This window comes from Sphingomonas sp. 2SG (genome assembly GCF_005503285.1).
GTDB lineage: Bacteria > Pseudomonadota > Alphaproteobacteria > Sphingomonadales > Sphingomonadaceae > Sphingomonas > Sphingomonas taxi.
This window is the reverse complement of sequence record NZ_SCMZ01000006.1, coordinates 100,981-121,654: the sequence shown is the minus strand read 5'-3', so window position 1 is coordinate 121,654 and position 20,674 is coordinate 100,981. Positions and strand designations below refer to the sequence as shown.

The window sequence follows — 20,674 nt, the reverse complement described above, 5'->3', positions numbered from 1 at the left end:
GTGCCGGTGTCGATGGCGGCGGTGCCGGCACCGGCGGTCGCGCCAGCAGGAGCAGCAGCAGCAACGCGCCATGCACGCCGAGCGCCAGCGCGAGCGCCGGACGATCGGGGGCATGGCGGTGTCTCACCGCGGCACCGTCATTTCACGACGGGCAGCGCGATATAGCTCGCATCCGGCCCGGCGACGGTGATCTTCTGCGTCGCCGTCACATAGTCCTTCGGCTGCGCGAAGAAGATGTTCGGCACGAAGGTCTGCGGATTGCGGTCGTAGAGCGGGAACCAGCTCGACTGGACCTGCACCATGATACGGTGGCCGGGCAGGAAGACGTGGTTGGTCTCGGGCAGCGCGAACTGGTATTTCAGCGGCGCATTGGCGACGAGCGGCTTGGCGACCGCCAGATCCTCGCGGTAGCGGCCGCGGAAGATGTCCATCGCCACCGCGAGCTGATAGCCGCCCATCTCCGCCTGCTTGGGCATCACCTCGGGATAGACGTCGACCAGCTTGACCACCCAGTCGCTGTCGGTGCCGCTGGTCGAGGCGGTCAGATGGACCTCCGGCGTGCCCGCGATCGTCACCGGCCCGGTGAGCACGTCGCTGGTGAAGGTGACGACGTCGGGCCGCCCCGACACGGCGCGCTGGTCGTCGACCAGCCAATTCTTCCACGTCGAACCCTCGGCATAGATCGGCCGCGTCGGGCGGACGCGATAGGACACCGGATGCGCCGGGTCGGAGACGTAATCCGCGGTCTGCGCCGCGCCGCCCGCCGCGGCGAAGCCCAAGGCCCCGCCGGGCTTGAGATAGAGTGGCGTCGGCGTCGGCTGCGTCCACGCCTGCAACCGCTGCCATTCGTTGGCGCCCGACTGGAAGGCGGTGACCGGGGCGACGTCCATCGCCGGCTGGTCGCTCTTGAGATAATGCGCGAGGAACGGCCGCAGCACGTGCCAGCGCCACCATTTGGCGGTGTCCTGATCCCATTTGATCGCGCCGAGCGCGCTGCCGTCGCCGACCTCCTGCCCGTGATACCACGGGCCAAGCGTCAGGAAGACCATGTCGTTCTTCGTGTCCTTGGGCTCGAGCGCGCGATAGACCGCGGGCGCGCCGTAGATGTCCTCCTGATCCCACAGCCCCGCGACGAGCATCGTCGGCACCTTCAACGGCTGCGCGGCGAGGATCTTGTCCATCGCGGCACTCGACCAATAGCCGTCATAGGCGGGATGCGCGGCGACCTTGCGGTAGAAGCCCGACGCCTGATCGACGCCCTGCGCCTTCGCCACCGCGCCCGCCGAGACGTTGCGCAGCCAGTAATCGTAATCGTCGGCGGTGTCGGTGATCCACGGCGTGCTGGCGTCGCGCGTCCCCTGCTGGCCGAGCATGTAGGGCAGACCGATCTGGCGGAAGGCGCCGTTGTGGAACCAGTCGTCGCCGCGCCAGCCGTCGACCATCGGGTTCATCGGCACCGACACCTTGAGCGCCGGATGCGGGTTGATCAGCGCCATCAGCGGCAGGAAGCCGTCGTAGCTGATGCCGCTGATCCCGACGCGGCCGTTGCTCTCGGGCACGTTCTTCACCAGCCAGGCGATCGTGTCGTAGGTGTCGGTCGAATCGTCGGTCTTCGTTGGATTGTTGGGCGATCCGGCGGGCGTCGGGTTCATCAGCGTGATGCCCTGGCTGCCGTGCATGCCGCGCACGTCCTGGATGACGCGGATATAGCCGTCCGCCGCGATGAGGTCCCACGGCCCGTCGCCATGCGACAGGATGCCGGCGAAGGTACCGCTGTCCGCCTTGGTCTGGTCGTCCGCGTCATAGGGCGTGCGGGTCAGCAGGATACCGGCGTCCTTGGTCCCCTTGCGGATGACGATCACGGTGTGGAGCTTGACCCCGTCGCGCATCGGTATCTCGACCGCCTTGCGGACGTATTCGTAATGGGTGTCGCGTGGCGCCAGTTTGGCGGGGCGCTCGTCGTAACTCTGCGCGCCGGCGGCGGCGGCGGTGGCGAGCGCGCCCAGAGCGCAGGCGGCGAGAAGCGATCGGATCATGCGGCGGCAACCCCAAAACGAAACGGCCCGCCTCCGGTAGGAGGCGGGCCGCAATGTGTCCCGATTATTGCCGGCGAATCAAGCGCTACGCTTGCCCGACAGCGGGAAGCTGCCGAAGGCGCCGGCACCGACCGTACCGCTCAGCGTATCGCCCTCGGCGGTCGCCTCGCAATCGAGCGTCATCGGCATCGGTACGGTCATCTGGAGCTTCCAGCTGATCGTATTGCCCGACACCGTGCCGGCGACGTCGCCCGAGCCCATCGCACCCGAGGCGGTGCCGGTGAAGGCATCGCCCTCACTCTGCACGACGAGCGTCAAATTCTGATCGCCAAGCGGCGACTTCACGATGCAATCCCAGCTGCCATCAACCTCGGCCATCACGCTCTCCTCATTTCGCTGCGGTCACAGCACCGGCCGGGGCGCCGGCGACTGCACTTGCCGGGACGACCTCGACCGGCAGGCCGAGGCTGTCAAGCTGCGGCTTTACCTTGGAAGCATCGCCGACGACGATCCAGGTCAGCCTGGCCGGATCGATCGTCTGCGCCACCGCGCTGCGCAACTGCGGCAGCGTCATCGCGCGATAGCGGGTGGCGACCGTCGCGTAATAATCGTCGGGCCGCTTGAACAGGTCGTTCGCCTGCATCGCCCCCAGCACCGCCTGCGAGGTTTCGAACTGGCCGGGCAATTGCAGCGTCGCGCCCTTGATCGCGAGGTCGAACTCTGTTTCCGTCATCGGTTTGGTGGTGACGAACTGCGCGACGTCGTCGCGCGCCGAGGCGAGCGCCGGGCCGGTCTTGTCCGCCTGCACCCCCGCCTGCAACAGATAGGGTGCGGCGAATTCCGACGGCTGGAAGCGGCCGCCGGCACCATAGGACCAATGCTTCTCCTCGCGCAGGTCCATGTTGAGCCGGCTGAGGAAACTGCCGCCGAGCGCATCGTTGACCGTGTTGAGGACGAGCAGGTCGTCGGTGCCCTTCAGGCCGGTGCGCTGACCGCCGACGATGATCGACTGCGGGCTGTCGGGGCGATCGACGAGGACGATGCCCGGCTTGAGCGGCGACGGCGTGCCGGCGAACGTCTTGGTGCCGGCCGTGCCCGTCCCCTTCCAGTCGCCGAACCGCGCCTCCAGCGCCGCCTGCACCTCGGCGAGCGGCCGGTCGGAGACGACGAACAGCTTCGCCTTCTCGGGCCGCAGCCACGCCTGCTGGTAGCTGCGCAGGTCGGCCGGCGTCAGTGCCGCCACCGCGACCGGATCGCCGCTGCCCTGCGCCTTCGCATAGGGCGTGCCCGCCGCGAGGATGCGCGTCGACATGCGCTGCGCGAGCGCGCCGGGGTTGGTCAGCTCCTGCTGGATCTGCGCGACCTGCTGCGCCTTGAAGCGGGCGACGTCGGTGTCGCCATAGGCCGGCCGCCGCGCGACCTCGGCGAACAGGTCGAGCGCCGGGCCGAGGTTGGCGCTCGGCACGCCCATCGACAGCGTGCTGCGATCGTTGCCCGCCCCCGACGACAATTGCATGCCGAGCCGCTCGCGTGCTTCGGCGAGCGCGTTGACGTCGTAATGTTCGGTGCCTTCGTCGAGCATGTTGAGCGCGACGAGCTGCGTGCCGAGCTTGCCCGGTACATCGGCGGCATAGCCGGCATCGAAGCTCAGCACCGCCTGCGTCACCGGCACCGCATTGCGCTGCGCATAGACCAGCTCGATACCGTTCGACAGGCGGCTGCGCTCGACCTTCGGGAAGGACAGGCCGGTGACCGCACCGACCGCGGGGATCGCGCCACGCGTCCCTTTCGCCGGCTGTTCCGGTGCGGCGACGACATCGACCTTGGGCGGCACTTTCGCCTCGGCATAAGCGTCGCGCGCGCCGGGCACGACGTTCACGGCGAGCACCGGACGGCCGAGCCATTTGTCCGCCGCCGCCTTGACGCTTGCCGGGGTCTGCGCGGCGAGATCGGCGAGCTGCTTCTTGTAGAAGCCGGGATCGTTCGAATAGAGCGCGCCCTCGGCGAGCGCGACCGCCTTGCCGCCGAAGCCGCCGACGGCCTCGAGCCCGCGGACGCGGCCGGCGACGCGGGTGGTGACGAAGCGCGACACCTCGTCCTGCGTCGGGCCGGTGCGCAGGAAGTCGGCGACGACCGCATCGAGCCGCTGCGCCGCAAGCGCCGGATCGACGCCCGGACGCACCAGCCCCTCGATCGCGAACGTGCCGACCTGCGCGAAGGCGCTATTGTCCGCGGAGATTTGCGTGAACAGCTTCTCCTTGCGGATCAGCTCGTTGGTCAGGCGCGACGAGGCCATGCCGCCGAGCACGCCGGCCGCGACCTCGAGCGGCGCGGCGTCCTTGTCGTTGAGCCCCGGTACCGTCCAGTTGCGGCTGATCATCGTCGCGGCGACGCGATCCTTCAGCGTCACCGTCTTGGCGGCGGGCAAGGTGACGACCGGCGCGGCCGGCAGCACGCTCTTGGGGCCGGCCTTGATCGCACCGAAATATTTCTCGACCAGCGGTCGCGCGCTGGCGACGTCGACGTCGCCGGCGAGCACCAGCACCGCATTGTTCGGGCCGTAATGGCCGCGGAACCAGTTCTTGACGGTGTCGAGGCTGGCCGCATCGAGATCGGCCATCGATCCGATCGTGTCATGGCCGTACGGGTGGGTCGCCGGGAACAGCCCCTCGGTGACCGCATAGCCCATCAGGCCATAGGGGCGGTTGTCGCCCTGCCGCTTCTCGTTCTGGACGACGCCGCGCTGCTCGTCGAGCACGCCCTGCGTGATCGCGCCGAGCAGATAGCCCATCCGGTCGGATTCGAGGAACAGCGCGCGCTCCAGCGCCGCGGTCGGCACCGTCTCGAAATAATTGGTCCGGTCGAAATAGGTGGTGCCGTTGAAGTCGGTCGCACCGACCTGCTTCAGCGGTGCGAAGAAGTCGCCCGGTGCATTCTCCGACCCATTGAACATCAGATGCTCGAACAGATGCGCAAAGCCCGTCGAGCCCTGCGGCTCGTGCTTCGAACCGACGTCGTACCAGACGCTGACCGCGACGACCGGCGCCTTGCGATCGGTATGGACGACGACGCGCAGGCCGTTCTTCAGCGTGAATTGCTGATAGGGAATGTCGACCGCCTTGACGAGCGCGGCGACCGGCGCGGCCTTCACCGGGGCGGGAGCGGGCGTGGTCTGCGCGTGCAGCGGCGCGACCAGCGCGATCGATGCGACGCCGGCAAGTGCGAATAGCTTCGTCATGAGAATAGAGTCCCCCGCTTCGTCCTGAACCTATGAACTGGTCGAGCATAACCGGGGGGCGAACACTGGCAAGCGACCGCGGCGGCTTTTTTAAAAATGCGTCGCGACGGCGACGCCATCATCGCAGTCTCGGTCGGATACCCTTGTGTTGCACAATGGCAACACTACATCCGGGCCATACAGGCAAGGGGATTTTATGAACCTCGAACGATTTACCGACCGCGCCAAGGGATTCCTCCAATCGGCGCAGACCGTTGCGATCCGCATGAACCATCAGCGGATCGCGCCGGACCATCTGTTGAAGGCGCTGCTCGAGGACGAGCAGGGCATGGCCGCCGGGCTGATCCAGGCGGCTGGCGGCGACGCGAAGCGCGCGGTCGCCGAGACCGACGCCGCACTCGCCAAAATTCCCGCCGTCTCGGGATCGGGCGCACAGCAGACGCCGGGACTCGACAACGATACCGTCCGCGTCCTCGATCAGGCCGAGCAGGTCGCCCAAAAGGCGGGCGACAGCTTCGTCACGGTCGAGCGGCTGTTGCTCGCACTCGCGCTGGCGACCACCACCGCCGCCGGTCGCGCACTGGCGAGCGCCGGCGTGACCGCCGAGTCGCTGAACGGCGCGATCAACGCGCTGCGCGGCGGCCGCACCGCCGACACCGCCAGCGCCGAGGATCGCTACGACGCGCTCAAGAAATTCGCCCGCGATCTCACCCAGGCGGCGCGCGACGGCAAGCTCGACCCGGTGATCGGCCGTGACGAGGAGATCCGCCGCACGATCCAGGTGCTCGCCCGCCGCACCAAGAACAATCCGGTGCTGATCGGCGAACCCGGCGTCGGCAAGACCGCGATCGTCGAGGGGCTGGCGCTGCGCATCGCCAACGGCGACGTGCCCGACGGCCTCAAGGACAAGACGCTGATGGCGCTCGACATGGGCGCACTGATCGCGGGTGCCAAATATCGCGGCGAATTCGAGGAGCGGCTGAAGGGCGTCATCGACGAGGTGAAGCAGGCCGAGGGGCAGATCGTCCTGTTCATCGACGAGATGCACCAGCTGATCGGCGCCGGCAAATCCGAGGGCGCGATGGATGCGGGCAATCTGCTGAAACCCGCGCTCGCGCGCGGCGAGCTGCATTGCGTCGGCGCGACGACGCTCGACGAATATCGCAAGTATGTCGAGAAGGATCCAGCGTTGCAGCGCCGCTTCCAGCCGGTGTTCGTCGGCGAGCCGACGGTCGAGGACACGATCAGCATCCTGCGCGGCCTAAAGGAGAAATACGAGCTGCACCACGGCGTGCGGATCACCGACGGCGCGCTGGTCGCCGCGGCGACCCTGTCGAACCGCTACATCACCGATCGTTTCCTGCCCGACAAGGCGATCGACCTGATGGACGAGGCCGCGTCCCGCATCCGCATGGAAGTGGAGAGCAAGCCCGAGGAGATCGAGACGCTCGACCGCCGCATCCTGCGTCTCAAGATCGAGCGCGAGGGGCTGCGCCGCGAGACCGACGAGGCCTCCCGCGACCGGTTCGCCGCGCTGGAGGAGGAGCTGGTCAATCTCGAGGAGCAATCCGCCGCGTTGACGCAGCGCTGGCAGGCCGAGAAGGACAAGATCGGCCGCGAGGCGAAGCTCAAGGAGCAGCTCGACGCCACCCGGCTCGAACTGGAGCAGGCGCAACGGGCGGGCGACCTGACCAAGGCGGGCGAACTCGCCTACGGCCGCATCCCGACGCTGGAGAAGCAGCTCGCCGAGGCGCAGGGCGCGACGCAGGGCGCGATGCTGCGCGAAGAGGTGACCGCGGACGACATCGCCAGCGTCGTCAGCCGCTGGACCGGTATCCCGATGGAGCGGATGCTGCAGGGCGAGCGCGACAAATTGCTGCGCATGGAGGAAGTGATCGGCCAGCGCGTCATCGGCCAGGCGCAGGCGGTGCGCGCCGTCTCCACCGCGGTGCGGCGCGCGCGTGCGGGGCTGCAGGACCCGAACCGGCCATTGGGCTCGTTCCTGTTCCTAGGCCCGACCGGCGTCGGCAAGACCGAGCTGACCAAGGCGCTCGCCGAATTCCTGTTCGACGACCCGTCTGCGATGGTCCGCATCGACATGAGCGAATTCATGGAGAAACATGCGGTCGCGCGGCTGATCGGCGCGCCGCCGGGCTATGTCGGCTATGAGGAGGGCGGCGTGCTCACCGAGGCGGTGCGGCGCCGGCCCTATCAGGTCGTGTTGTTCGACGAGGTCGAGAAGGCGCACGGCGACGTGTTCAACGTGCTGCTGCAGGTGCTCGACGACGGGCGGCTGACCGATGGCCAGGGGCGGACGGTGGATTTCAGCAACACGCTGATCATCCTGACGTCCAACCTCGGCTCGCAATATCTCGCCGCGGTCGAGGAGGGGCAGGCGGTCGAGACGGTCGAGCCGCAGGTGATGGAGGTCGTCCGCGCCCATTTCCGGCCCGAATTCCTCAACCGGCTGGACGAGATCATCCTGTTCCACCGGCTGGGCCAGAGCCACATGGCGCCGATCGTCGACATCCAGGTGTCGCGCGTCGGCAAATTGCTCGCCGACCGCAAGGTGACGCTCGACCTGACCGACGCCGCGCGCAACTGGCTGGGCCGGGTGGGCTACGATCCCGTCTACGGCGCCCGGCCGCTGAAACGCGCGGTGCAGCGCTATCTGCAGGACCCGCTCGCCGACATGATCCTGCGCGGCGAGGTGAAGGACGGCGCCACGGTGCACGTCGACGAGGGCGACGGCAAACTGGTGCTGACGGTGGGACAGGCATAGCCCGACCTTCCGGACCGGACACAAAAAAGGGCGGGTCGTGAGACCCGCCCTTCTTCGTTCGGAAGGCGAAGCGCTTTAGAAGTTGAACTTCGCGCCGGCACGGTAGGACCGGCCGAAGATGCCCTCGCCGCCCTGCACCGCATTGTACAGATAGGCGCCATAGGTGACCGGATCGATCGGAGGCAGACGGTTGAAGATGTTCAACGCGTTCACGTAGAACGAGAACTTGTCGTTTACCTTGAACGTCGCATTCGCGTCGGCCGTGATGTAGCTCTTCACGCGGCAACCCGAATAGGCAGGTGCCTGGCCGCAATCCTTATATGCGTCGCCCTGATCCATCGCCGACAGGTCGTAGCCCGACGTATAGTTGACGGTACCGGTCAGTGCGAGGTCGCCGAAGTCGAACGTGTTGGACCAGTTGCCCTTCCACTCGAACGTCCCCGAACCCGCGGTCAGGTTGAAGTTGCCGAGCGTGTCTACATAGGTCTGGCGAACGCCGTCGACCGTCGTGCTCAGCTCCAGGATGAGGCTGGCGTTCAGGTTGGTCGTCCACTTCACCCCGCCGAAGTCGACGAAGCCGTTGGCGCCGAAGTCGATGCCCTCGGACTTGATCGTCTGCGCGTTGATCAGCTGCGAACGGACGAAGGCGATCTTCGGCCGTGCGGTCGGGTTGTTCACGTCGACCGCGTCCGCGATCACTTCGAAGCCGGTCGGGATGGCCTGACCCGCATAGTAAGCAGCGATCGCCGGCGAGAGATCCGGCGTGGTGATCGCGCCGGTCTTCCTGATGTTATAGTAATCGACCGTCAGCGACAGGCTGCGGATCGGTTCGAACTTGATGCCGGCGGTGAAGCTGCGCGACTTCTCCGGCTTCAGGTCCGGCGAAGCCAGCGTGGTCTGGCCGATCGAATAGGCGGTGATGTAGGCCGAGCAGTTGTTCGGGGTGTTCGCCGTACAGATCTGGCCGGCGCCCGGATTGGTGCTGTACTGGCTGAGGAACGCGGCCGGAATGCTCGAAAGCTGCTGCGTCACATAGCCGGTCGTCGGCAGGGCGTTCGCCTCGCCGAACGAAGGGATGCGGAACCCGCGCGAATAGGTGCCGCGGACGGTGACCTGCTGGATCGGGGTGAAGATCGCGCCGAACTTCGGCGAGAAATTGCTCTGACCGGTCGAATAATGGTCATAGCGGCCCGAGGCGTTCAGGGTCAGCTGATCGAGGATCGGCGCGTTGATTTCGCCGAAGGCCGAGGTGACGGTGCGATTGCCGCTGGTGCCGAAGGCGTTCTGGCGGAAATAGCGCTGCGTCGGGCCGTTGGTGTCGGGGTTGCCGCTGGGTGCGTCGACCGCCTCGTAGAAGACCGATCCGCCGACCGCGACGCGAAGATCGCCGCCGGGCAGCGCGAACAGCGCCTTACCGAGGGTGAACTGCGCCTGGTAGAGGTCCGAGCTGCTGTTGGTGATGTTCTGCGGCGTCAGATAGTCGAGCGTCGCCTGGCTGTTCAGCTCGGGATTGACGAAATTGTAGCTGCCGTCGGCGATGACATCGAGCAGATGCTGGATGTAGACATAGCCGTCGGTACGACGACGCAGGTCGGTGTGCATCGCGGTCGCATCGGCCCGGTAATCGACGTCGCCGAAGATGGTCCCGTTGATGCCCATGGCGGCGCGATAGACGCGGCTGCGGGTTTCGTTGAACTCACGCTCGTTGGCGAGGGTGCCGACGAGGCGGGCGACCTGGCCCGATGCCGCGAACGGGTTGTTCGGGTTGAGCGTCCCGTTAGTCGCGTTGCACGTCGCCGTGCCGCGTGCGCAGATGTAGACCGGAAGGGCGAGGATCGCCGAGCGCGGATCGATCGCTGCGGTGGCGTTCTGCGACGTCGAATATTGCGGGAACAGGATACCCGCCGGCGCATTCGCGCGGATCGTCGCCGGCACGCCGGTGTAGCTGGCGGTCGACTGCTGGAAGTTGACCTGGAAATAGGCTTCCGACGTATCGCCGACCTTCGCGGTGAAGCGTGCCGAACCACCGAAACGCTCCTGATCGGGCGTCACGTTGCCATAGAGGTTCTGCGTATCGACCTGGCAGACCGTGCCCGGAGCCGTCGCGTTGATCGGCAGCGCCAGTTCGGCGGCGGTCGGATTGTAGGGGGTGCCGACGCGGCAACCGGCCGTCGGGTTCAGCAGCTGGTAGCGGCCGAGCGCGGTCGTGTTGGTGGCGTTGGCCGGACGGACATAGAAATTGCCCGTGCCGATCGCGAACCCGTTGGTGAACGAGCCATTGGCGTCGAGGCCATTGGCGACGTTGTTCGGGCCGCAGACGCGCGTACCGGTGCGATCGCCGCACAGGCCACGTTCGTCGCTGCTGTTGAACGGTGCCGGCAGCGACTTGGACTGCACACCCTCGGCGCGATAGTAGAAGCCGCTGACGTAAGCGTTGTAGCCCTTTTCGTCGAGATCGCCGGTGCCGGCGGTCAGCGACAGGCGCTGGTTGGCGTTGTAGCCACGTTCCGCGATACCGGCTTCGACGCGACCGGTGACGCCCTGGAACGAACGCTTGGTGATGATGTTGACCACGCCGGCGATCGCGTCCGCGCCGTAGCTCGACGATGCACCGTCGCGCAGCACGTCGACGCGTTCGACGATGTCGTCGGGGATCGTGTTGAGATCGACGAAGTTGCGCGAGCCGTCGTCCGACAGCGGATAGTAAGCGGCGCGCAGGCCGTCGAACAGGACCAGCGTCGAGTTGGTCGACAGACCACGCAGCGATACCGACGATGCGCCCGATGCGAACGCACCGTTCGCAGTGAAGGAGTTGGTCAGCGCCGGACCGTTGTTGGACGACAGCGCCTGGATACCGGCCTGCACCGTGTTGATGCCGCGGGCATCGAGATTCTCGGTGGTGATCGTGCTGACCGGCGACGGACCGGCGTCGGTACCGCGGATGATCGAACCGGTTACGACGATGTCATTGCCGGCCTGATCGTCTGCCGCCTCGGTACCCTGCGTCTGCTGTGCGATCGAAGCGGCGTCGGTGGACGCGCCTTCCGGCGCGGTCTGCGCCGAAACGGCGCCCGCATAAAGCATCGCGAACGGCGTAACGGCTGCGAGCAGCGCCGCCTTGCGCGTGGAACGGTGGATCGTGAACATGTGTTTCCCTTGCCTGACCCAAACGTGTCGACCCGCTATGGCGGTATCGGCCCGGGTGTTTGCCAAGCCCCCCTCGACCGCTGGAGCGGCCCTCAAGAGACATACCGCTGAAATGCGGGCGGAAATTTTCGCTGTAAACCTGCGTTTCAAAAACCGGCAACGTTTGCCGCACAGTGTAGCCTAAATGACACAATTATTGTCGTTGTTCGGCTGTCGCGGTAGAATCCCTGCTCGCAATTGCAGCATGACGACGCGATCTGTCGTTTTGAGGGGCAGGCCCTCACGCCCCCGGCATCGCCCCCGCCACCAGCAACGGGTCGAGCCGCGCGTCGCGCCAGCGCAGGCTCCAGTGGAGATGCGGTCCGGTCGCCCGGCCGGTCGCGCCGACCGCACCGATCGGATCGCCCTGGCGGACGTGGTCGCCGACGCGCACGTCAATCCGCGACAGATGGAGGAAGGCGCTGTTGAGACCGTGGCCGTGGTCGATCATCAGCAAATTGCCTTCCAGGGTGAAAGGATGGTCCGCGGCGAGGATGACGACGCCATCCGCGGGCGCGACGACGGGGGTGCCGGTGGGGCGGGCGATGTCGATGCCCGAATGGTAGCTGCCGGGTTCGCCGCGATAGATGCGCTGCGCACCGAACAGCCCCGAGATGCGGCCGATCGCGGGCCAGCGGAACGTCTGGCGCCAGCCGGTCGCATCGGTGACCTCGGCACGCGCCGCGGCGATCCGGGCGAGTTCGGCGGGGCGCAGCTGCGCCATGACCGGATCGGGGGCGGGGAATTTGGGCAGCGTGTCCAGCCGCTCGATCCGCCAGGCCCGCGGCGCCACTGCGAGGGGCTGGGTAATCCGGCGGCCGTCGTCGAGCGTCGCGACGAGCACGGCCTGCGATCCGGCGTCGCGATCTAAGCCGGCGATGAAGCGGCCCGCCTCGACCGCGATCGGCTGGCCGTCAAGGGTCACCGTCACGCTTCCCGCGGGTACGGTGCCGGCGATCAGCCCGCCCTGCGTCGGCGTTCCGGTCCAGCGAAACGCCGGGGCGGCGACCGGGGCGGGCGCCTGGGGCGACGCCGCCGCGGCCAGGCAGACGAGCGGTGCCAGCGCGGCCGGCAGCCTCATCGCGGGCTGAGCGCCTCGCTGGCGAGATGCGCGCTGGCGAAGGCTTCCTGCCGCGCGACGCTCCAATAACGGAGCAGCTCGATCGGGATGCGGGCGCCGCTCACCGCACATACGACATGATCGCCGGGAGTCAGCACCCGGAAGCCGTTGGCCATATAGTGAAGCCGCGCCGGGCGATCCGAGTTGGAAACGAGCATGTCTTGAGATCCTGTCAGAGCAACGTCGGCTGGTCGGGCTTGGGATAGGCCCTGGCGGGTTTGCGCTCAACCTTGCGCTCGGCGGCGGGCTGGACCGTGCCGTCGTCGACGACGGCATCGACGCTGCCGTCGCGGAAGCGCAGCGTCACCGCCCCTGCCTCGCGCACCGCCGCGGCGGACGCCAGCGTCTCGCCGCCCTCGCCCCCGCCCTCGCGGCGTGCGGTGACCCGCGCATAGCCGCGGTCGAGCACCGCATCGGGGTTGAGCGACTGGACCAGCCGCCACGTCGCCGCCAGCCGGTCGCGGTTGCGGTCGACCTGTTGCTGCAGCACCGCCGGGCGCAGCGCGCCGCTCGACCGGTCGAGCTGGCCGCGCGCCAGCGTCACCCGCCGTTCGAGCCCGCGGTCGAGCCGCTGGCCGGCATCGTCGGCACGCTGGCGCTGCGGCCCGAGCAGCGCGTCGCGCTTGGGCAGCAGCCGGGCGAGCCCGGTCAGCCGCTCGCGGCCGCGCTCGACATAGCGATTGGCGCAACGCTGCGTGCGCAGGCCATGGCTCTGGATCGTATGGCGCAGGTCGGCGAGCACCGGCACCGCCAGCTCGGCCGCCGCGGTGGGCGTCGGCGCGCGCAGGTCGGCGGCGAAGTCGCACAGGGTCGTATCGGTCTCGTGGCCGACCGCGGAGATGATCGGGATGGTACAGCCGGCAACGGCGCGGACCACGACCTCCTCGTTGAACGCCCACAGATCCTCGATCGAACCGCCGCCGCGCGCGACGATGACGAGATCGGGCCGCGGCACCGGGCCGTCCGCGGGCATCGCGTCAAAGCCGCGCACCGCGGCGGCGACCTCCTCGGCCGCCCCCTGCCCCTGCACCTTGACCGGCCAGACGAGCACGTGGGTCGGACAGCGATCCTCGAGCCGATGCAGGATGTCGCGGATCACCGCGCCGGTCGGCGAGGTGACGACGCCGATCGTCCGCGGCAGAAAGGGCAGCCGCACCTTGCGCGCGCCGTCGAACAATCCCTCGCCCGCCAGCTTCGCCTTGAGCTTCTCGAACAGCGCCATCAGCGCGCCGGCACCGGCCAGCTCCATCCGCTCGATGACGATCTGATATTTGGAGCGGCCGGGATAGGTGGTGAGCTTGCCGGTGGCGATCACCTCGATGCCGTCCTGCGCGGCGAAGGCGAGCGCATTGGCCTGCCCCTTCCACATCACGCCGTCGATCACCGCGGCATCGTCCTTGAGCGCAAGATAGACGTGGCCCGAGGTCGCGCGCTTATAGCCCGAGATCTCGCCGCGGATGCGGACGTGGCCGAACTCCCCCTCGACCATCCGCTTGAGCTTGAAGCTGAGTTCGCCGACCGACATGGCGAGCGCGTTGTCGCCGGGCCGCTCCTCGGCTAGCAGCCGGGCGTCGTCGGTATCGGATAGGAACTCTGGCATGAACGTCCTGCTGTTGGGCTCAGGTGGCCGCGAGCACGCACTTGCATGGAAACTGGCGCAATCGGCCTTCCTCGATACGCTCTATGCCGCGCCTGGCAACCCCGGCGTCGCCGCCCATGCGACGTGCGTCGCGCTGGATGCGACCGATCATGCCGCGGTGGTGGATTTCGTGGTCGGCCATGACGTTGGCCTCGTCGTCATCGGACCGGAAGCGCCGCTGGTCGACGGTCTCGCCGACACGCTGCGCGCGGCGGGCGTGCCGGTGTTCGGGCCGGGCAAGGCGGCGGCGCAGCTCGAGGGATCGAAGGGCTTCACCAAGGATCTGTGCCGGCGTGCCGACATTCCGACCGCGGGCTATGTCCGCGTGGGCACGCGCGCCGAGGCGGAAGCGGCGCTGGCGAGCACCTTTTCCTATCCGGTCGTGATCAAGGCGGACGGGCTCGCCGCGGGCAAGGGCGTGGTGATCGCGACCAGCGAGGCCGAGGCCGCCGCGGCGTTCGCCGCGATGTTCGCGGACGGCGATGCGCCGGTGGTGGTCGAGGAATTCCTCGACGGGGAGGAGGCGAGTCTGTTCGTGCTCACCGACGGCGTCGCGCTGCTGCCGTTCGGCAGCGCGCAGGACCACAAGCGCGTCGGCGAGGGCGATACCGGTCCTAACACCGGCGGCATGGGCGCGTACAGCCCGGCGCCGGTGCTCACCCCCGAGCTGGAACGGCGTGCGCTCGACGAGATCGTCGCGCCGACGGTGAAGGCGCTCGCCGAGGAGGGGACGCCGTTCAGCGGCGTGCTCTACGCCGGGCTGATGCTGACCGCGACCGGCCCCAAGCTGATCGAATATAATGCGCGGTTCGGCGACCCCGAATGCCAGGTGCTGATGCCACGGTTCGAGGGCGATCTGGTCGCGACGATGCTGGCAGTCGCGGAGGGACGGCTCGGCGAGCTGCCGGCGGCGCGCTTCGCCGACGCGGCGGCGATGACGGTGGTGCTGGCGGCGGCGGGCTATCCGGGGACGCCCAAGGCAGGCGGCGCGATCCGTGGGATCGACGCGGCGGAGGCGACCGGCGCGATCGTCTTCCAGGCGGGGACGCGATTGGAGGGCGACACATTGGTGGCGTCCGGCGGCCGGGTGCTCGCGGTGACCGCGATGGGGGCGGACATCCGCGCGGCACGCGATGCGGCCTATCGCGGGGTAGATGCGATCGACTTCGCGGACGGCTTCTGCCGTCGCGACATCGGCTGGCGCGAACTGGCGCGCTGATCGCTCGGTGCGGAGAAACGGAAAGGCCCGCCGGATCGCTCCGGCGGGCCTTTTTTCGTTCGCGACAGTCGATCAGAAGGTGATCGTGGTGCCGATCGCGATCTGGCGGCCGAGCGCGTCATAGCGCTGCGGCAGCGTGTTGTTGCGCGACAACCCTACCGTGTACGAGTTGGGAATGATCGGCGCCGTCCGATCGAGCAGGTTGTTCGCGATCAAGCGCAGGGCGAAACGCTTGGCAACGTTGAAGTTCATCGACAGATCGAAGAAGCTTTGCGGTGCGATGCGCGCGAAAGTGGTCTGGAACCGCCGGTCTGTTCCGCCGATTACATCCTGCCCGGAGTTGTTGGCGGTGGTCAGCGCGCTGATGTAGCGCCAGTTGAACGACACGTTGAAGACACTGTCTGCGGTCGTCCAGGTAGTGCGCAGGCCATGCGACCATTTCGGAATCAACTGCCCGCAGGCGATGCCGTTCGAGAAATAGCCGGCGCAATTATAGGCCGCACGGACCGGTGAATCCTGTCCGCCCGCCTTCGTCGTCAGCGAACCGTTGAAGCCCCAGTCGAGCCGCCCGGCGCCGCCGAGTTCCAGCGTATACTGGCCCTGGAAGTCATAGCCTTCCGAGAGGGACCGGTAGTAATTGGTCGTGCCGGCGCGGAAGAAGCCCGTCGTCGGGTTGTTCGCCGCCGCACTGAACAGCGTTCCGGTACCAGGATTGCGGACGATGCCCGAGCAGAAGAACGGATCGCCATTCGAGGCGACGCACCCTTGCGCGTAATAATCGGGGCCATTGAACCCCAGCGAGTTGTTGATCCGGATGCGATAGTAATCGGCCGAGAACACCAGCCCCTTGAGGAAGCGCGGCTTGACCACCAGCCCGTACGTCAACGTGTAGGCGGTTTCCGGATCGGCGGTGAAGCCGCCATATTTGACGGTGCATTGCGTCGCGCAGATCAGCGTCGGGCTGCCATAGAGCGCATCGGGCAGGCCGCTCGCGCGACAGGCCTCGCGCGATCCGAGCGGCTGCGTCGTCGTGCCGCCGCCCGGCAGCTGGCGGGTTTCCGGCGCGCAGAAGTCGGTCACGACCGTGGTGTCATAGGAGGTGTTGGTCGCCTGCCGCACCTCGACCACCGTCGGGGCCCGCTGCGCCTTGTTGAACGAGCTACGGAACATGAAGTCTGGGATCGGCGCGTAGAGGCCCTCGATCTTCCAGGTGACGAACTTGTCGGGGTTGCTGCTGTACTTCGACACGCGTGCGCCACCGTTGACCTGCAACAGGTCGAAGAACCGGCGCTTCTCGACGAGCGGCAACTGCGCCTCGACATTCGATTCCCAGACGTATTGCTTCAGGTTGGCATCGTTGCTGCCATATTGGCTGACGTAGGTCTGGTTGGCGCCGCTGACCAATTTGTCCTGACGGAATTCGGTGGCGAACGACACCGCGAGGCCTTCGTCGGCCCAGGGCGTCTTGAGGCCGTATTTGGTGAGATCGCCGGTCGCGCTCGCGACGATGTCGTACAACGTGCCGACGTTGAAGGTCGCGCCGTCGCTGCCGCCCGAGAACAGATAGTTGGTCAGCGCGGGGCTGCCCGAGCTGGCGCGGAAGGCGTCGAAGGGCACGCAGGCGCGATCGACGCCGGACACCACCGACGCGCAGGTCGGGGTACCGCTGACGTTGACGACGTTGAGCGAGCGGTTGACCCGGTCGGGATCGGAATAGACCGAAAACGCGGTGTTCTGGTAGTTGCGGGCATAAACACCGCCGATGTCATAGCTCCACGCATCGCCGACCTTGCCGCGGATGCCGCCGGTCGCCCGCAGGCCGTTGTTGAGATAGGTCGTCCCCTGCACTTGACCGTCGAACCGGTAACGGACGTCGAGCGGCACCGTGGCAGCGGTGCCGGCAGCGGTGCCGCACAGCGCCTGCGCCTGGCTGGTCGACAGGAACGGATTGTTGCAATTCACCTGATAGGGCGTGTCGCCGAACACAGTATAGGAATAGACACGCAACGGCGAGGTCTGTTGCGACGTGTCCCGGAAGGCGATCATCGTGCCGTAGAGTTCGGCCTCCGGCGCGATCTCGAAGCTGGCGAAGGTGCCGACCGTATAGCGTTCGCCCGCGCGCTGATACGAATAGTCGTCATAGGGGTTGGCGGCGTTGCCGCGACCCGGGCCGTAGGGGACGAAGGTTCGGCTACCCAGCGGATCGTTGACATAGGCGGTACCGCTGTTCGTGCCGCTGCGCGGCGAGACATAGCCGCTCGGCGAATAGGTCGAGAGCGGCGAGCAGGACAGCGGACCGTCGAGGCCGGTCTGCGTCAGCTGGCAGGGCGACGACGAACGCGCGCTGTACGGCACCTGATCGGCATGACGATAATTGAAGAAGGTCGACACCTTCAGCCGCTCGTCGAGCATCGCCTTGCCGAGCGTGACGGTGATGTCGCCGCGACCGCCGTCGTTGCTGTAGCCCCGCGGCGTGTTGAAGCCCGCGGCCTGTGCATAGGGCGTGACGATCGTGTCGCGATTGAGGTGGTTGTAGAAATTGTAGTTGGTATCGATGCGCAGGCCGGAGAAATCCTTGCGCAGGATGAAGTTGATGACGCCCGACACCGCGTCAGAGCCATAGACCGACGAGGCACCGCCCGACAGGATGTCGACGCGCTGGAGCAGCGAGGCGGGAATGATGTTGGTGTCCTGCCCGTTCTGCGTCCCCAGCCGCTTGCCGTCGATCAGCACCAAGGTGCGCTCGAAGCCGAGACTGCGCAGCTTCAGCCGCTGGCGACCGTCCGAATCGGTGTAATTCTGCTGCGAATCCGGCGCGATCTGCGGCAGGCGATTGAGCACTTCCTCGACGTTGAGGGGGGCTTGCGCCTGAATGTCCTGCACGGTGACCGAGGTGATCGGCGCGGCCGAGAAGGTGTTCGGGCGATTGATCCGGGTTCCGGTGACGATGATCTCATTGCCGTTGCCGGCTGGCCGGGCAACCTTGCCCGAGATCAACGCAGCGCGATCGTCCGCCGATTCGGCGACGGTATCGGTGTCACTTTGGCTCACGGTGGTATCATCGCTCTGCGCGACGGTTTGGGCTGCCGCCGGCAGCGCGATCGCACCCAGGCTGCTCGCCAGGGCAAGCAGCGACGCGGTCGTTTTCAACCTCATTGGAAATCCCCCTATCGTCCCGGTCACGCTATTTCGTTGGCCGGAATGACAGGAAGGTCCATTAGGGATCAATATCTGTCAATACCAAACAATAACCTATTACGTAACGATCCCACCGGATCGGTCCGTTTTCAGATGCAGTGTTGCGTCACCGCACCATCGTGCGTCAGATCACTGCCCTTCTTGCCGCAACGGCCGCGCGAGCAGCGCGCCGATGACGTCGTCCACCGGCGCGCCCTGCAGCAAGCGGCAGACCGCGGCGGTGACCGGCATGTCGACGCCCGCCGCCGCCGCCGCCTCGCGCAGCACGGGGGCGGTGAAGGCGCCCTCGGCGACGGTGCGGCGGTCGGCGAGCAGGTCGGCGGCGGCCCTGCCCTGACCCAGGCCGACGCCGAGTGAGAAATTGCGGCTGCTGGTCGAGGAACAGGTGAGGACGAGGTCGCCGAGCCCAGACAGGCCAGCGAGCGTCTCGGCGCGCGCGCCACGGGCGAGGCCGAAGCGCGTCATCTCGGCGAAGCCGCGCGCGATCAGCGCGGCACGCGCGTTCTGGCCGAGCCCGGCGCCATCGACCACGCCGCAGGCGATGGCGAGCACGTTCTTGACCGCGCCGCCGATCTCCGCACCGACGACGTCACGGCTGGCATAGGGGCGGAACTGCGGTGCGGCGAGGCGTTCGGACAGCGCCCGCCCGAGCGCCTCGTCCGCCGCCGCCAGCGTCACCGCGGTGGGCAGGCCGGCGGCCACCTCGTGCGCGAAGGTCGGGCCGGACAGGACGGCGACGGGCGCCTGCGGATGGACCTGCCGCGCGACCTCGCCGACGAGCAGCCGGGTGCCCGCCTCGATCCCCTTCGCGCACAGCACCAGCGGGCGCGTGCCGACCGCGATCTGCGACAGCACGCCGCGGACGTGCTGCGCCGGCGCGACGACGAGCAAGGCGTCGCAGGCGGCGAGATCGCCGACATCGGCGGTGGCGCGGATCGACGGCGACAGCGGCACGCCGGCAAGGAACAGACGGTTCTCGTGGCCTGCGTTGATCCCCTCGACCACCTCGGGCTCGCGCGCCCACAGCGTGACGGGCTCGCCGCGATGCGCTGCGACCTGCGCGAGCGCCGTCCCCCAGGCGCCGCCGCCGATGACGCCGATCTTCATGGCCTCGACCTCCCCCTGATGGATCCGGTTCATGCCTTCACCCCGGCGCCGCGCACCGCCTCCGCATCCGGATCAAGCGGCCAGCGCGCGCGCGCCGGCGTGTCGAGCGGATCGGTGAGCCCGGCGGCGAACCGCTCGGCACCCGCCCAGGCGATCATCGCGGCATTGTCGGTGCACAGCCACAAGGGCGGTGCGACGAAGCGCAGGCCGTTGGCGGTGGCGAGCGCCTGCAGCGCGCTGCGCACCGCCGTGTTCGCGGCGACGCCACCGGCGACGACCAGCGCGGTCGCCTCGATCCCGGCGATGCCGCGGCGGGTGCGATCGATCAGGCAATCGACCACTGCCGCCTGGAACGACGCGGCGATGTCCTCGGGTGCGTGCTGGCCGACCGCACGCGCGACCGCGCTCTTGAGCCCGGCGAAGGAGAAATGCGGCTCGGCCGAGCCTTTCAGCGGGCGCGGCAGCGGCACGACCGGGCGGCCGAGCGCCGCCGCCTTCTCGACCATCGGCCCGCCGGGGAAACCGAGGCCGAGCAATTTGGCGGTCTTGTCGAACGCCTCGCCCGCGGCGTCGTCGATCGTCGTGGCGAGGCGGCGATAGCGCGCGACGCCCTCGACCAGCAGCAACTGGCAATGGCCGCCCGAGACGAGCAGCAGCAGATAGGGGAAAGCGAGATCGGGATCGGACAGCCGCGGGCTGAGCGCATGGCCTTCGAGATGGTTGACCGCGATCAGCGGCTTGCCCGCGGCATGCGCGAGTGCCTTGCCGGTGACGAGCCCGACCATGACGCCGCCGATCAGCCCGGGGCCGGCGGTGGCGGCGATCGCACCGACCTGGTCGAGCCGCAGTCCGGCGTCGGCGAGCGCGGCGCGGACGAGCGGTTCCAAGGCCTCGACATGCGCGCGCGCGGCGATCTCGGGGACGACGCCGCCGAACGGCGCATGCGCCGCTTCCTGGCCGAGCAGACGGTGGCTGAGCACCTGCCGGTCGCTGGTGACGAGCGCGGCAGCGGTCTCGTCGCAGGAGGATTCGAGGCCGAGGATGATCCGGAGAGACATGGCCAAGTCTTTACGCGCGTTGCCGGAGGTTGTCGAAGGGTGGGGATTTCGGCCATGGCGGCGGAAGATTGCCGTCCTCACCCTTCCCAAC

12 protein-coding genes are annotated in these 20,674 nt (G+C 67.8%); 2 read left to right on the top strand and 10 right to left on the bottom strand.

All coding sequences use genetic code 11. From position 1 onward, the window contains the following. Positions 1–137: 137 nt before the first annotated feature. The 3 genes from FFS23_RS04680 to FFS23_RS04670 all read right to left on the bottom strand — a co-directional run bounded on the left by FFS23_RS04680 (position 138) and on the right by FFS23_RS04670 (position 5,274). A complete protein-coding gene (locus tag FFS23_RS04680; protein WP_137897646.1) occupies positions 138–2,036 on the bottom strand; it encodes a CocE/NonD family hydrolase in 1,899 nt (632 codons plus the stop codon). A gap of 78 nt (positions 2,037–2,114) precedes the next feature. Further along, the gene (locus FFS23_RS04675) at positions 2,115–2,414 is read right to left on the bottom strand and encodes a hypothetical protein (RefSeq protein ID WP_137897645.1); all 300 of its coding nucleotides are present in this window, start codon (positions 2,412–2,414) and stop codon (positions 2,115–2,117) included. Between the two features lie 10 nt (positions 2,415–2,424). After that, on the bottom strand, positions 2,425–5,274 hold the full coding sequence (locus FFS23_RS04670) for a M16 family metallopeptidase (RefSeq protein ID WP_137897644.1): 2,850 nt from the start codon (positions 5,272–5,274) through the stop codon (positions 2,425–2,427). 196 nt (positions 5,275–5,470) lie between these two features. On the opposite strand from FFS23_RS04670, the gene clpB reads away from it, so the two are divergent. Then, positions 5,471–8,056, top strand: a complete 2,586-nt coding sequence (gene clpB / locus FFS23_RS04665) for an ATP-dependent chaperone ClpB (protein ID WP_137897643.1) — start codon at positions 5,471–5,473, stop codon at positions 8,054–8,056. Positions 8,057–8,131: 75 nt separating this feature from the next. Here clpB and FFS23_RS04660 read toward each other — a convergent pair whose 3' ends face one another. From FFS23_RS04660 to xseA, 4 genes are all read right to left on the bottom strand, one after another. Continuing rightward, positions 8,132–11,203 (bottom strand): TonB-dependent receptor domain-containing protein, encoded by a 3,072-nt coding sequence (locus FFS23_RS04660; protein WP_137897642.1) that lies wholly within the window; start codon positions 11,201–11,203, stop codon positions 8,132–8,134. 280 nt (positions 11,204–11,483) lie between these two features. After that, the gene (locus FFS23_RS04655) at positions 11,484–12,323 is read right to left on the bottom strand and encodes a M23 family metallopeptidase (RefSeq protein ID WP_137897641.1); all 840 of its coding nucleotides are present in this window, start codon (positions 12,321–12,323) and stop codon (positions 11,484–11,486) included. Beyond that, a complete protein-coding gene (locus tag FFS23_RS04650) occupies positions 12,320–12,520 on the bottom strand; it encodes a DUF2093 domain-containing protein (protein WP_038664415.1) in 201 nt (66 codons plus the stop codon). Before FFS23_RS04650 ends, FFS23_RS04655 begins: the two co-directional genes overlap by 4 nt. A 14-nt stretch (positions 12,521–12,534) precedes the next feature. Then, positions 12,535–13,962: an exodeoxyribonuclease VII large subunit gene (gene xseA / locus FFS23_RS04645; protein WP_137897640.1), complete on the bottom strand. Its 1,428-nt coding sequence runs from the start codon at positions 13,960–13,962 to the stop codon at positions 12,535–12,537. Between xseA and purD the strand changes: the two genes are divergently transcribed. Further along, positions 13,961–15,220, top strand: coding sequence for a phosphoribosylamine--glycine ligase (purD, locus tag FFS23_RS04640; RefSeq protein WP_137897639.1), 1,260 nt, complete (start codon positions 13,961–13,963; stop codon positions 15,218–15,220). The two genes, xseA and purD, sit on opposite strands and share 2 nt — an antisense overlap. Before the next feature lie 72 nt (positions 15,221–15,292). On the opposite strand, the gene FFS23_RS04635 is transcribed toward purD, so the two are convergent. The 3 genes from FFS23_RS04635 to tsaD form a co-directional block, all read right to left on the bottom strand. Beyond that, positions 15,293–18,376: a TonB-dependent receptor domain-containing protein gene (locus tag FFS23_RS04635; protein ID WP_137897638.1), complete on the bottom strand. Its 3,084-nt coding sequence runs from the start codon at positions 18,374–18,376 to the stop codon at positions 15,293–15,295. Positions 18,377–18,547: 171 nt separating this feature from the next. Continuing rightward, on the bottom strand, positions 18,548–19,525 hold the full coding sequence (locus FFS23_RS04630) for an NAD(P)H-dependent glycerol-3-phosphate dehydrogenase (protein ID WP_137897654.1): 978 nt from the start codon (positions 19,523–19,525) through the stop codon (positions 18,548–18,550). A 29-nt stretch (positions 19,526–19,554) separates the two neighbouring features. Beyond that, the gene (tsaD, locus tag FFS23_RS04625) at positions 19,555–20,583 is read right to left on the bottom strand and encodes a tRNA (adenosine(37)-N6)-threonylcarbamoyltransferase complex transferase subunit TsaD (protein WP_137897637.1); all 1,029 of its coding nucleotides are present in this window, start codon (positions 20,581–20,583) and stop codon (positions 19,555–19,557) included. Positions 20,584–20,674: the final 91 nt, after the last annotated feature.